The sequence below is a fragment of the Sphingobacterium paludis genome, assembly GCF_004364125.1.
Lineage (GTDB): Bacteria > Bacteroidota > Bacteroidia > Sphingobacteriales > Sphingobacteriaceae > Sphingobacterium > Sphingobacterium paludis.
The window spans coordinates 92,776-107,030 of the sequence record NZ_SNZV01000004.1; the positions used below are offsets into that span (position 1 = coordinate 92,776).

9 protein-coding genes are annotated in these 14,255 nt (G+C 44.1%); 2 read left to right on the top strand and 7 right to left on the bottom strand.

The window, feature by feature from the left end; all coding sequences use genetic code 11:
- Window positions 1–610 precede the first annotated feature (610 nt).
- A complete protein-coding gene (locus B0I21_RS08645) occupies window positions 611–1,240 on the bottom strand; it encodes a TetR/AcrR family transcriptional regulator (protein WP_133640083.1) in 630 nt (209 codons plus the stop codon).
- Window positions 1,241–1,806: 566 nt separating this feature from the next.
- On the opposite strand from B0I21_RS08645, the gene fbp reads away from it, so the two are divergent.
- Window positions 1,807–2,826: a class 1 fructose-bisphosphatase gene (fbp, locus tag B0I21_RS08650; RefSeq protein ID WP_133640084.1), complete on the top strand. Its 1,020-nt coding sequence runs from the start codon at window positions 1,807–1,809 to the stop codon at window positions 2,824–2,826.
- A 45-nt stretch (window positions 2,827–2,871) separates the two neighbouring features.
- Here the strand turns inward: fbp and B0I21_RS08655 are convergent, their stop codons facing one another.
- Complete coding sequence (locus B0I21_RS08655) at window positions 2,872–5,040, bottom strand: ATP-binding response regulator (RefSeq protein WP_133640085.1); 2,169 nt, start codon at window positions 5,038–5,040, stop codon at window positions 2,872–2,874.
- Window positions 5,041–5,535: 495 nt separating this feature from the next.
- On the opposite strand from B0I21_RS08655, the gene B0I21_RS08660 reads away from it, so the two are divergent.
- On the top strand, window positions 5,536–6,210 hold the full coding sequence (locus tag B0I21_RS08660; protein ID WP_133640086.1) for a TetR/AcrR family transcriptional regulator: 675 nt from the start codon (window positions 5,536–5,538) through the stop codon (window positions 6,208–6,210).
- A 172-nt stretch (window positions 6,211–6,382) separates the two neighbouring features.
- On the opposite strand, the gene B0I21_RS08665 is transcribed toward B0I21_RS08660, so the two are convergent.
- The 5 genes from B0I21_RS08665 to B0I21_RS20125 all read right to left on the bottom strand — a co-directional run bounded on the left by B0I21_RS08665 (window position 6,383) and on the right by B0I21_RS20125 (window position 14,187).
- Complete coding sequence (locus tag B0I21_RS08665) at window positions 6,383–8,146, bottom strand: hypothetical protein (protein WP_133640087.1); 1,764 nt, start codon at window positions 8,144–8,146, stop codon at window positions 6,383–6,385.
- Window positions 8,147–9,067: 921 nt separating this feature from the next.
- On the bottom strand, window positions 9,068–11,527 hold the full coding sequence (locus B0I21_RS08670; protein ID WP_208292304.1) for a phosphocholine-specific phospholipase C: 2,460 nt from the start codon (window positions 11,525–11,527) through the stop codon (window positions 9,068–9,070).
- Between the two features lie 302 nt (window positions 11,528–11,829).
- Entirely contained in the window at window positions 11,830–13,572 is a 1,743-nt protein-coding gene (locus tag B0I21_RS08675; protein WP_133640088.1) for a hypothetical protein, read from the bottom strand.
- Between the two features lie 21 nt (window positions 13,573–13,593).
- The gene (locus tag B0I21_RS20120) at window positions 13,594–13,743 is read right to left on the bottom strand and encodes a hypothetical protein (RefSeq protein ID WP_166637821.1); all 150 of its coding nucleotides are present in this window, start codon (window positions 13,741–13,743) and stop codon (window positions 13,594–13,596) included.
- A 291-nt stretch (window positions 13,744–14,034) separates the two neighbouring features.
- On the bottom strand, window positions 14,035–14,187 hold the full coding sequence (locus tag B0I21_RS20125; RefSeq protein ID WP_166637822.1) for a hypothetical protein: 153 nt from the start codon (window positions 14,185–14,187) through the stop codon (window positions 14,035–14,037).
- Window positions 14,188–14,255: the final 68 nt, after the last annotated feature.

The window sequence follows — 14,255 nt, forward strand, 5'->3', positions numbered from 1 at the left end:
CTCGCTATTCCAAAAAGCAAAACTTTCTTGTTAAATAGAATTTATCTATTGGGGCCGGTTATTTAGCCATAAAAGCGGGGTTTCAGGGAATACCAGGAGGGACTGGCTATACCCGGCTGAAGATAAAGAATTGTGTTTCGTTTCAATTTAACACAGCTAGCGATTGCGCCTAAGGCCCGTTCCTGCGGGTCTTAGTTCGCTAGTCAACTTTGGAGCTGGAGCGTCTGTTCGAATCAATTGACAACGTGGTTGCACCTTTTTTAATGGCATTCAGGTTCAAAATACTGCTTCTGCAACCTTTTTTATGGCTTTGTCCAATCCTGCTTCCGTCGCTTTCCTAAAATTTTGGCTAAAATCCAAATGATTACTATACTGATTAGGATGATAACTATTACGCCTGACCAAGCTCCTGCATGAAAAACTATGTCTACAACCTGGCAGCTACTCATTAAAGCCATGCTGAATAAAAAAATCAGTACTGACAAAAATCTTTGCATAATTACTCGTTTTATCTAACGAACAATTACACTGTAAAAACCGTTGAAGAAACTAAAAAAAATTGTGTGTTTATAGGTTCAGCTTCATTTTGACTAAGGGCAAAGCGTTAAATTTAACCATTTACGAGCAGCCTCTCTAGGACACGTTTTAGTTGATTTCGTACATCGTCATTGTGAAGATCGATATTAAACAGGGATGTCGCTTTGTTTTTTGATTGGATAGCTAAAAACGTGGCGCCTGCCGCTAATAACGCAAAGGCTACAGGGTCAAAATTGTTGGCCATATTTTTATTTGCCTTCGAAACCTCCAGCGCTTTATGCAGCGTGTCTTCATGTTTTTGCAAAGCAGCCATGGCTTTTAGATTTTTTGATGAGAGTCCCCAATGAAGTATTCCCTTTAGTTCATTATCATGTAAGAGCTCATCGAGCTGAGTTTCCAGTAGAGAAAAGAGATCTTCATCGGCCGCATGCTGAGGGTGTAATGCAATATTCTGGCTAAGCTTCTGAGAGGGGGAGAGGTTTTGTTGCTTATTATGTAAATATTGCTCAATGAGCCCATCCAATCCGCCAAAATACAGATAAATAAGTTTAGGGTTAAGCCTGGAGAATGCAGTAAGCTCTGTGATGTTCAACTCCGAGTAGGATTTTGACGCCAATATACCCCCTACGCTCTCAAGCAGTAGATTTATAGACCGCTGCCGGTTGCGCGTAGTTTTGGGAGAGGGCTTCTTTTTTCTGTTCATTATAATTTAATTCTATAAGGGCATTCGACTTATTGCGTTAAGTCATTCTAATGCTTTTTTTGCTATCCTCTTGTGACCTCGGAGTTTGTAATATGCCTTTATAGCTACAACTGAAAGTAGGTCATACCGTTTTTTAGCCCGGTATATTGGTCTTGTTTCAATTTATATTGTCAAATATAGTAATTATTGCTATAAACAAAATAGATTCTATTGCGATATAATAGTATAAAAGATTGGAGTAAAATAAATTCTCCTATCTTTATTGTCGTTAAATAACCTTTGCTATGTTCTTAGCTATAATATTCTATTAAAATAGATGTTTTTTAACGGCTTCAAGTTATTTAAATTATATGTATCTACTTGTCGACATTATTCGACAATAAAATTTAATGTAACTGTTTGGTTGCCGGCCGTCATGTATAGATGGAAAATATTCGGTTTATTTTAATTGGTACAATAATGCGTGTTTATGTATTGGCCTGTTTCAGGTAGCTGTCTCGACAGCACAGGATAGTTCTGCACTTCGCGGAATGTATATTTATGCATACGTAAATCAAATACTCGCCATGACTACATTTAAAACCCTCGGACAATTTATCATTGAGAAGCAAGCGGATTTCCCCTACGCAAAAGGTGAGCTTTCCCGTTTACTGCGTGACATCGGTATTGCTGCTAAAGTGGTAAACCGCGAAGTTAATAAAGCGGGTCTTGTGGATATTTTGGGCGATGCGGGTCAAATCAATGTGCAGGGAGAGGGGCAGAAAAAACTTGATGTTTATGCGGATGAACAGTTTATCAAAGCCTTGCAAAGTGGAGGAGAATGCTGCGTTGTGGCCTCTGAAGAACATGAGTTGCCGGTTGATATCGACTCGGAATTGTCAAGAAATGCGAAATACATCGTGTGTATTGATCCGCTGGACGGATCCAGCAACATTGATGTTAATGTGTCTGTAGGAACGATCTTTTCGATTTATCGGCGGGATTCAGTTGGCGGTAGGCCAACGATCCAAGATATTCTACAAAAAGGAGATAGGCAGGTTGCTGCTGGATACATTGTATATGGTTCGTCGACTATGCTGGTTTATACGACAGGAAAGGGGGTAAATGGCTTTACATTAGATCCGAGTATTGGTGAGTTTTGTCTGTCGCATCCCGAAATCCGTGTGCCTAGCAAGGGGCAGATTTATTCCGTAAACGAGGGGAACTATTCTAAGTTTTCGGACGGTGTGAAACAGTACATAAAATACTGCCAGGAAGACGATGCAGCGTCGCAAAGACCTTATACGTCGCGGTACATTGGTTCTCTTGTGGCCGATATTCATAGAAATTTATTGTTGGGGGGGATATTTATCTATCCCTCCACCCGAACACATCTACAAGGCAAATTGCGCCTGATGTATGAATGTAATCCGATTGCCTTTATCATTGAGCAGGCTGGAGGTAAAGCTACCGATGGAACCATGCGTATTTTGGATATCGAGCCGCGAAGCTTGCATCAACGGTCGGCTTGTTTTATGGGGAGTTCGGAAATGGTATCCGCAATCGAACGGTTTTTAGACACTGAGAATAAGGGTCTCGATGAATAGCCTTTCGCTGTTTGTTTTTTTATTCGTGGTGTTGATTTCCATCTCTTAACGCTCTTCTTGTTCTAGGATTTTCGACACTAACTCGTGTTCGTTGATGGGTTTGCTTAAAATAGCATTAAATTGGTTTATGGAGCTTTTTCGCTGGGCATCGGTATTCACCAGGTCTGCTGTGCAAAGGAAAACGCTAATGTTTTGGTTCGTTTCCTTAGTCTTATCGAGAATCGTCCAACCGTTGACGGCTGGCATAAACATGTCGGTGATAACCACATGCACCTCGTTATTTTGAATAAAATGTAAGGCTTCTGCTGGGTTCTCAAAGAGTGTAATCCTGGAGGAATCCTTGAAGTAATGTCTTAGATACATGATATTGATTCGGTTGTCGTCGATAAACACGAGCCTGGTGTTTTTTGGGAGGTCGGTTAGGCGAAGTTGTTCTTTTTTCTGCGGTACCACACGTATGTTCTGCGTGGGGATAGTTACCTCAAAAGTAGATCCTGTTTCTGGCGCACTTATTAGATCAATCTGCCCCTCAAGCTGTTTTACCAATAAATTGGAGATGTAAAGCCCCAGCCCAAACCCACCTGTCTTGGCCTTTGATCCTGCCATGTAGTACTGCCGGAAGATGTGTTGTTGATGTTCCAGAGAGATGCCGATCCCTGTATCCTTCACCCTGATGGAAAGCGCTTTTTTACGGTTGCGGTATTCAAGATTTGCAGATAGGTGTACACTGCCTTTATGCGTATATTTTATTGCATTTGCCAATAAATTGGATACAATTTGTTTCACCCGAAAAGCGCTATTGAAAATTTCCAATCCGCTGTCTATTTGGATGTCATGCGTCAAAACTAGACCTTTTTTTTGAGCTTGATAGATGTGTAGGTTAATCACCTCTGTCAGGATTCTGTGTGGGGAAAAAAACGCGTAGCTCACCTTTAGTTTGCCCATCTCTAATTTACTAAGGTGTAAAATATCGTTGATGGAGCTATTGATGACTGTGATTTCATGAACGGCCGAATCGAGATATTCTGGACTAACCACATGGTCAGCCTTATTCTTTTTGAGGATGTCTATAATGCCAAGTAAGGAAGAGATCGGTGTGCGCACCTCATGGCTGATGTTGGCAAGCACGCTGGTTTTTTCTTCCGCGACTTGCGACGCGTACTCTTTTTCTTGGCGTAGCCGTCGTTCGTAGATACTCGCTTTAGACTGATAAAACAGGATCAGCGAAATCATACATAGCATAATGAGCAACGCGACAGCAATCTGCTTTTCAAATCTATCTGCGCTTAGGCGATGGGATGTAACGATGCTTTTTTCTTCAGCGCGTATTTTCTCCAACCGTTGTCGCCTCAACGTTTGGATACTCGATCTTAGGGTGTCGAGAAGCTGATAGTTTGCTTGTACGAGCACACGTTCTTTTTGTAAAAGCGCTAAAAATTTTTCACGTAGAAGGTTCGTGTCTCGTTTAAAAGACTGTTGCTGCTTGATGTTGAGTTGTTGAATCGTTTTATACAGGGCATCTATTTGCTTGATGTTTAATGTTTGGTTTACTGAATTAGCAACCACAATATCGTCTTGTGCTTTAAAGATGCGTTTGAATAGGTTTTGTTTTTTCCGGATAACGGTATCGAGCAGGATAGCGTTTAAAGCGGTATCTGTCGAGATGCTTCTAAACAACGTGTCGTTATTCCGTATCGGTGCCTTTGGAATTTGTATGTGCGGCTCATTCTGCAATAGGGATAGTGAATCCTGTGAGAAAAGTATGAGGTTGTTCACGGTTTTTTTCAGTGCCGTCAGTTCAAGCTGGATGTTGCTTTTCTGTTCTAGTGCTTGTCGGCCACCTGTCGCACCTTGGGAGTTCGTTTGGATTCCTCCTAAAGAATCGATCTGACGATTTATTTCTTCGAGCTTGCAACTATATGCGTAGTAGACGCTTTTGTTGAAGTCGATGGTGTAGAGCCGGAAAAGGTCGTCTGCCTCATTTATGGCGAGAAAAAGCGTATATAAGACGTTGGACTGTTGTCTTCTTGGAGAATTCTCCTGTTCCAAACGTAGGCTCAACGTCTCGTATTGTCTATGTTGTTGTACGAACAATATACTCAGGTAAATAAAGGAAGCGACCAGCGCTCCGGTTATAATTAGTCGTAGGAGATGAAGTGGTTTCTTCTTGCTTAACACAGGTGATGTCATCTTCCAAAAATAGTCAATAAACATCGTTTGTTTAATCTTTAAAAGAACTTGTTGTTGTTGAGAAGCGTCTGTGTGATTCCTTTTTTAAAATTTGTAGCGATGTAGCTATAAATTTCCTTTTTTAAAGTATAGTTGTGCGTTGTACGTAAATGCTGAGTTGGCCCTATGTATATTGGAGCGCGGTTTTTGCACTTTGATTTGTATTTTCTTCTGGTTCCATCGTTGACTGTTTGTGGTAAAAATTCAGATCGGTCATTTTCGTATTTATTCATTGTTTTCGGAATAAACCTAATGGTATATTAATTTCTTTGCATGGTAGTGTTTAATGATGTTTACGAATATTCTTGTTTGTTTTTAAATAAATAAATACGAACTTATTATTGAAAAATAACAATTTATATTATTTTCTTGGAATTTTGTTTAAATGCAATATTTTTCTTCTGAAGTCTTATTTTGATTATATTTGAGAACATAGATTAATCGCCAATTACAAATAATTTGTTCATTAAAGCATGCGCTATGTCCTTAAAGAAAGTGAGAAAAGAAGTGAGCGGTACAGTGCGTAATAAGCAGCGTACTCGCGGTAAGTTGCTGGAATGTATCGGGAAAATACTGGAAGAGGAAACATTTTCCGGCTTGACGATAACAGCAGTTTATAAAAAATCTCGATTGAATCCCAAGTTAGTTTACCTCTACTTCAACGATTTCGATCACTTGGTCGAAACCTTCGTCAGTCAGCGTTTGCAGGCTTTTCATTCACGAGCGAAGCTCCGTATGGAATTGGTCTGTTTAGATAGTCAGCCGGACGTTCTGGATGCCATATTACAACAGGTTGAGGAATTGTACACCGACGAACCATTGAAGAGGTTGCTTCACTGGTCGCTGGTAGAAAAGCGTAAAAAAAATCTAAAAATGTTGACACAGTCGTTTAGTTCATATTTGAATGAGCTTTTTGGCCATTTCACGAAAGCACTTCCTGCTGCTGAAAGACAGTCGATAATAGCTACGTTGGATTTGTTAGTGTCCGGTACGCTTTTTTTATTTGTTTATGCAGCGGAGGGAGCGCGTTTTCTCACACTGGATATTTCAAACGAGCATGATCGGCTAAGGTTGTATAATGCTGTTAAGCGTATGGTTTTTAGCGCATGCGATGGTCAGTTGGTCAGCATGTCTAAAAAGGGTATTGTTGCCTAAACAGCATGCGACTCTTTGGACAAGCAAGGTCGCGCCCACGCGGTGATTGTAAATTTTACACCATTTTTTATTAGCCAAATGCGCAGTACGGTTAAAATGTGGGAAATACAGCGTAGATTTCCGTGCCGTATTTCCCCTTTTATTTGATTAACAGTGTACCGATCTCGTACCGCTAGATCGCTGGATTAACGGTTCTTACGCATCGAATACTTCTTCCCTGCGTAAATGTTGTAGTCGCATCATTTTGAATGATGGTCTGCGAATAACCATCAAGAACGTTCACCAATCCTACCAAATTAACGCCTGAGTAGCTCATTCTAAAAAAGGCTGGACGTATTGTGGCAGGTGCTGTGGCATCACCATTAAAGGTTTCGGTGTAATAATGGCCTTGTCCGCCCAGTAAAGCTACTACGAGCGCCGGTTGTTGAACGAGCAGGCCGGTCGCGGTTCGGAAACCATAAAAGCCTAGTCGTAATTGATCCATCCCAGCGTAAGCTGGATTCGCCGGTTGGGTAGAACTTCTGTCCCAATTGGCCGCGATACCGGCCCCGCCCAAGAGAAGCGGTGTATAGCCTTCCAGTGAGTTGGGTAGTCCTAGTGCCTGATACTCCGCAGGGGTGGGCAGTCGCCAGGTTCCAGCTGGATAGACACTCCTGCATACATCGACGCTATTAAATGTGGCGCCTGTGGGTGTGTTGGTTCCAAAGTTCCATAGATCGACATTGGCTGAAAATGAATAATTTATTGGATGTGGTCGGAATCGGTACCGAAACCCAGCGGGAGCTGCTGCTTGGAATGTCAGGTTTGAGCGTGCCCAGCGAATAGGCGATGTACCCACCCGGATACCGGACTCAATGAGTCGTGCGGTGACGGCGTAGCTACTTCCTCGAACAGGCGAAAAGGCAGAGCCAAAATTAATCGTGTTGTCAGCAAACGTTCGTGTAGAACCGTCGTCGAGGGTCAAGTTTAAAGGATTCAGACGCAACTGCAAGCTTCCGGCTGTCACTGGCCTCGGGCGTACGGTGTAGATAGCGCCGACACTTACGCCTGCTGTGGTGCTCGTCATGTTGTTGGAGCTCAACGCTGAGGCCTGAAAATTCGAGAAACTACTATCTCTAACATTAAAGTCGGCAGTTTCGCTGAGTGCGCCACCAGATCCTATCGCGAAGGATAGGTTGGAATTGGCGGCGATACTGCCAAACATACCACGCGTATCCACGGTTAACACCACCTGCGAAGTGTATCTCCTTAATACAATATTTAAGTTGTTTTGTCCGAATTGTGTGAAAATGGTGCCTGCCGCATATAGGAAATCTTTATTGGCAATTTGGGCAGCTGAAACAATGTTGTTCGTTACTGTTGGTGAGGATGTGCTTTCATTGGTAGACACTGCGATCCACCTGTAGTTAAAGCCCGACGCAATAGCGACCGGTGGAAAAGAAGAGCCCGTGGATTCTACGTTGATAATCGGCGTAGTTTCGTTTTCCCTGTAAATAAGGATTCGGCAGCGTATGCTGCCGCCAATAGGACGACTGACCATGCGTAAATTTTTGGTCGACATCCGTGCCTCCTCATTTCCGGATCTTGTGTTAGTGGCGACGGCGGAAGCAGGATGTGTTTTGACTATTTCAAAATCAATGTCGAAATCGTTTGAAAAATACATCTCGTGTTCTTTCCCGTCATTGTCCAAAGAAAACGGTGTGTTTAATTTGTTGCCGCCGACGCTGGCGCCTGCGGTTGATCGGCTTCCGTGTTTCGAAGTCAGCTCGATGGGCGTTTCGTCAAGCATGTAATCTTCCAGTCCGCTAACCGTCACGGTTAGGGAAGCGTCTTGGTTTGTTTCGTTGTTGCTTCCTTTGTTGCAGCTAAATAGGGTACAGGCTATGCTTATACATAGTATAAGCCTGATGTAGGTTGGTAGGTTTGCAGGTGTCATGTTTCTTGCGCTTTAATGTTTTACTACAGATCCAAATCATTAGAAAATCCTTGTTGCGTTTGCCAGTCCTCTATGTAGGGCGAATTGTCTTGAGCGTTGCCTGGGTTTATTTGGGCGCCTGTAGATGCAGCTGCCATAGAAGATTCTAACCATACGATTGTGCAAGTGACTGTAGGGTGGGTGTAAGCTTTCTTTTCCATCTTTACCTTATTAGTATATAGCAATTCTTAAAATTCGCATACAGCACGCTAGTGGGCATGTTTCCATGCCTTTCGCGCGTTTGGTATTGTAGAAAAATGGTTAGGCTGTGTCTGAAAATCTTTTAGTCGTTTTATGCAAAATTTAGCCAATAAGGGGCATGCCTAGCGAAAAAGTGTTTTTTTTCACGAGAATCATGCATTATTTACATAAAACGGTTAGGTACATCAATATGCGTCGTGTACCAATTATTTCATAAGCAGTGATGCCAACAAGCATGTAGCTTGCGACGGTAGGGTCAAAAGTTTCTTACACTCCTAACTCATTTTTCAAGAACGTGACTCTTTTTCGGGGAAAGTGTCATTAAACCCTTTTTTTGAATTTTTAACTATTTATAATTTTCATAAGCTTCATCACAAACACTTCATATTAGCATGTGTAGTTGCACGATGCCTGTGGCTTGGATAGCCACTTTAATTTTTTCATAAGCAATTCAATGTCCGCGCTAGAAGCAGTATTAGTACGGACGTTGTAATAACACAACAAATATAGGGATTGTTTCAATTACTTTACACTTTTAGAAAAAAAATAATCATTATCGGGAGTTTTTGCCACAAGGGACGCCTTATGACTAGACATTATGCTATGCATCCTGTATCGATTACAGGGTATAGTAAGTCAGGTAATGTAGAAACATTACTCGAGAAGAAAAATCTTGCTACTCTACCGTTCGCCGCCCATCAAGGGGTCGGTGCGGCTTGTTTTTCCGGTTTCTAGATGGCCGGCATATTGGTAAGAGAAATGAGGATCTTCGTTGGAGGTGATTTCCATATCGTACCATCCGAAAGACTTTTTCAAGGACGTTTTCCAGGTGAAATTCGTGCTGCTCAACGCCTTGCTAGGCATTCCGTATGATAGGTCCTTGATCATTAATTGTTGCTGATTATTATTGGATTGGACCGTCAGATACTCCGTATGATCGACCTGCGTTACTATTAGTACAGCGGTTTTTGCCGATTTTGATCCCTTGAAAGAACGGTAGAATCCATTCGGCCCATAGATCCGAAGGTGGTAGTTGTCGCTTTTGAACTGATCCAATGGCCATTCATAAATAAGGGGTTCGTCTTGCCGTACCGCGAAGTTCCACGTTTTGCCACGTGTATTGTTTTCGCCGTAACCTAGCGGCGAGATCGCGAAAAACGGGACCCCGACTTCTTTCGTTTTCGAAAGCCCTCTGTGTACTTTAAACTGCACACGTAGGACATTCTTTGTTTGATCAACAGATGCGTTTACAGCGATGGCGTACGGTAGCGCACAGGCAAGCTTTGTTCCTTTTTCTTGAGGCGAATTCCATAGTTCCGTCGTGTTTTCTTTATTTTTGAAGGCGCTACTGTCCAGCTTTGTAAAACCTGATGGAAGCGCTTTTTCCCTTGCAGCGTGGATGCGCTCTACATGCACATTACGATCTACTGAATCGATCGTAACACGGTCAACGTGGTTAACCGGTTCAAATACAGAGGTCAGATTGCCGCAAATTAACCTACGCCAATCGCTTAAATTCTCCTCGACGACTTGCTTGTTGAATTTTTTCTGCATGAAATACTCCAAAAATTGTAAGGAAGAAGTTAGGTCAAATACTTCCGAATTGACACGCCCTCCCTTGCTCCAAGGAGATGCTATAACAAGCGGTACGCGAAATCCGAGGCCTATGGGGCTGTCAAGTGTGTTTCCTTCATTTCCGGAGCGGCGTCTTTCTTGTTCCATGGTCACATATTCGTTTTCGGTGCGCATGCCTTGTGGTAAGGCTCCGCTGTCTGGGCGATCACTGTGTGCCGGAACAAATGGCGGCACATGGTCGAAATAGCCATCATTCTCATCGTAAGTCAATATAAAGATCGTCTTTTTCCAGATTTCTGGGTTTTCGGTCAGGATATCGAGTGCCTCGGAAACATACCAAGCGCCATACCAGGGCGATGAGGGATGGTCGGAAAACCGACAAGGTGCTACTAACCAAGATACGGTCGGTAAGGAGTTGGTTTTAACGTCTTGCCTAAATTGATGGAAAACGTCGCCTTTCGGAACGGCTACTTCTTCCTCTTTCTGCTGATCGCGGTAGCGTATTGTTTCCAGTTGGTGGTAGTTCGGGTCGCCACTATTGGTCGTGAACGCCTTGCGGTGTATGGATTGCTGGAAAGGATCCAGCTTCTTAAAAGCTTCTTCTCCAAAACGTTCTATATCCTTTCGCAGGATTCGTGCTTCTTTTTGCAAAGCCGCACGCTTTTCGCTTTTGTCAGCAGAGCCTGTAGCAAGAGCCTCTTCCACAGCATGTAGTCGTTGGCGCAGGTAATTCACGTGGGCTGGATGGAAACGTACGTGGTACTGTTGGTGAAACTCCAGGTTGTTATCCGTAAAATTAGCTAGCCAGTCGCTTTGTTCGCCTTCAAAGCCTACCGGGACACTGAGCTCATTTTGATATACCTTCCAGGAAATACCCGCTTCTTCCAGACGTTCTGGGTATGTTTTCCAGCCCACGTCTTTGTATTCTATTTGGCCATTATCTACATGGGCTTCAGATTCGGGGTTATGCGATTCTTCCCGTATGCTCGCTGACCAGAAATAAGATCGATTGGCGCATGTTCCGGTTAGTGAAGAACAGAAATGCTGGTCGCATATGGTAAAAGCGTCTGCAAAGGCGTAATAAAAGGGGATATCCTGCCGGTTGTGGTAACCCATGGTGAGGGGCATGTGCTTAAAATTAGGGTCGCCGGCTCGTTTTGCTTCCAGCCAGGTGTCCATTTTTCCATCATTGCGCGCGTGCACCATATCCTTCCAGCTGTGTGGTAGGGAGCCCATCCAGCTGGTCTTGCTGTTTTCGATGTCTAAACGAAAAGGCGCAAAGGTGTTCCCGTCATTATCTTGTTGGAACCATACGGGGAGCCCATTGGGCTGTTTGATAGCGCGAGGATCGTTAAAACCGCGCACGCCTCTGAGCGTGCCATAACAATGGTCGAACGAGCGGTTTTCCTGCATCAGGAAAACAATATGTTCAGCATCCAGAAATGTCGATCCTAGGGGGGCTTCAATGGCCAGCGCCCGTTGTATCGAATCCGGAACAAGCTTGACCGCCGCAGTCGCGCCAGCAAGCAACGATGCTTTTTTTAAGAATGACCTTCTATTTTCCATAATTCTTTTCGTAATAATGCTGTACGCGCTTTTCGTCTTTACGCTACGTGCTGACAAATAGTGTGTTACAAAACAAAGGATTTACTGTGAAATAGGCAAGATATTACTTGTGTAAAGCAAACGTAACAAAACTCCGTCATTTCAAGCCTTTAAAGGTTTGAAACGACGGAAAAATTTGCATATTACAAAGCTTTTGAAGCGACATGTTCCCTTAATAAAGGGAGTACAACGAAAGTGCGTTACTAACGCATTACTCCTCCGCCTACTACGCACTATCAACGATTGTTTATGCTCACTACCCACTACGGATTAACCACCCGCACACAGCGGATGTTTCGCCCTTCAGTAATGGGTGTCTGACCGATTGGCACAACGCTTTGCGAATAGCCGGTCATACTATTTGTTGGTCCTACTAAATTAGGGCCGCTGTAAATCATCCTTAAGTAGCTTACGGTACGGGTCGGTTGGTTATAGAGGGATGAAAAATAATGGCCTTGGCCGCTTAATTGTGTGCCGGTAACTGTCGGCTGTTGAGTTAGCGTACCATTCGTCATGCGGTAGCCATGGAAAGTAAGCCGCAGTTGGTCCATCCCGGGGTAGGCGCTGTTGGCCGGCTGCGTGGGGCTTCGATTCCAATTGACCACAATACCGGATCCTCCTGTACCAACCGGCGTGTAGCCTTCTATGGTCGCCGGGTTGCCAAGGGCGGATAAATCACCCGTGGTAGGGTATTTCCAGGTTCCCGCCGGATAAACCTGATTACAGGCCTCTACGGCATCGAATGGGATGTTAGGCATAGATGTCCCGAAGTTCCACAGGTCGACATTCGGATCAAATATATAGTTTACAGGATGCGGCCGGAAGCGGTATCGAAAACCCGCAGCAGCGGAAGCCCGGTAAGTTAGGTTTGACCGAGCCCATCGAATGTTCGATGAGCCTACCCGTACGCCCGATTCAATAAGCCTTGCGGAAATGGCATAGCTGCTGCCCCGCACGGGAGAAAATGCCGAACCAAAGCTGAGCGTGTTGTCGGCAAAGGTCCGCGTGCTGCCGTCGTCAAGCGTCAGGCGTAAGGGGTTAAGCCGCAATTGCAAGCTGCCGGCTGCTACTGCCCGCGGACGAACGGTGTAGATTGTTCCTACGCGAAGGGCCGGGTCGGTATTGCTCATGTTGTTCGAGCTCAACGCGACAGGTTGAAAATTAGAGAAGCTGCTGTCCTGTACGTTGAAATCAGCAGTTTCGCTGAGTGTGCCGCCGCCGTTAATAACGAAGGAGATATTGGAATTGGCCGCTATATTGCCAAACATGCCGCGGGAGTCCACGGTCAACTGTATCTGCGAAGTGTATCGTTTAAACACGATGTTTAAATAGTTCTGACCAAACTGGGAGAAAAAGCTTCCCGAGGCATATAGAAAATCCTTGTTGGCAATTTGGGCACCTGATACCACATTGTTGGCTACTGTTGGCGCGGATGTCGTCTCGTTGGTGGAAAGAGCTACCCACCTGTAACTAAAGCCTGAGGCAATGGCTACGGCGGGGAAGGTTGATCCGGTGGCCTCCACATTGACGATGGGCGTTGTTTCATTTGCTCTGTAGATCAACAGGCGGTATCTCACCCCGCTGCCAAGAACTTGCCGGGCCATCAGCGAACGCTTGGCCGACAGCCGTGGAGCATGGTTGCTTAATGGGGCTTCTTTTGGCGTTGCCGATGCGGGGTGTGTTTTAACGATCTCAAAATCAACATCAAAATCATTTAAAAACTGGATTTCATGTTCTTTGCCATCATCGCTCGCTATTTTCTTTATGCCTAACAGGTTGTTTGTACTCGAATTAGGGATGGTGGCCGAGCGGGGTTCGCTTGCTGCCTGGAGGCTTATTTGTGTGTCTTCCATCACATAATCTTCTAGCCCGCTTACGCTTACCGACAGGGAGGCGTCTTGGTTTGTTTCGTTGCTACGCTCTTTCGAGCAGCTGAACAATAGGGTGCATGCCAAACCAATGCATAGCATCAGTTTGAAACAAGTTGGTGCATTTCTGGTTATCATGCTGCGTCTGTTTTTTTCTAGTTACAAATCGAAGTCATTGGAAACTCCCGTTCCGGTTTGTATATCCTCTACGTAGGGCGAGTTGTCGAGAGCCGAGCTTCCAGGATTCACACGAGCGCCAGTCGACATGGCGGCTAACGATGATTCTAGCCAAACGATAGTGCATGTCATGTTATGGGGGTGTACACTTTTTTATCCATCTTGATAGTTTAATTATCGGTAATTTATGAGCAACTAACGTGCCATAGTGTAATATAATTTCTTTATTAATTATTAATGTCTCACAGAATAGATGTTTGCGCACGTAATAGGGTTTAAAAAAATAAAAAATGTAAATTTTTGTCTACAAATAGGAGTTTATTTGCGCCGGGATAACGTGATTTTTTTAATCGCTGTTAAGAATATAAAATTTCTGCTATTATCAATCGCAAAAAAAATCGGGTTCGGGTGGATGGGGTCGTACTAGGTAAGGTGCAGTTGGCTCGGTTCGGTTTTGTTTTCGCTGTATACGAGAAGGTGGTGGCGCAAGGCATCGCCCAAAAGTTGTGTGGCCATCAATGAGCGTTGGGCCGATAGACGTGTGGAAGCGTATTCTCTGTGCATTCTCCTGCTCATCACCTTTTGTAGGTTTATCTCGTCTTTCGTGTCGAAATGGCGCAAAAATGTCGGGAAATTTAGTAGGC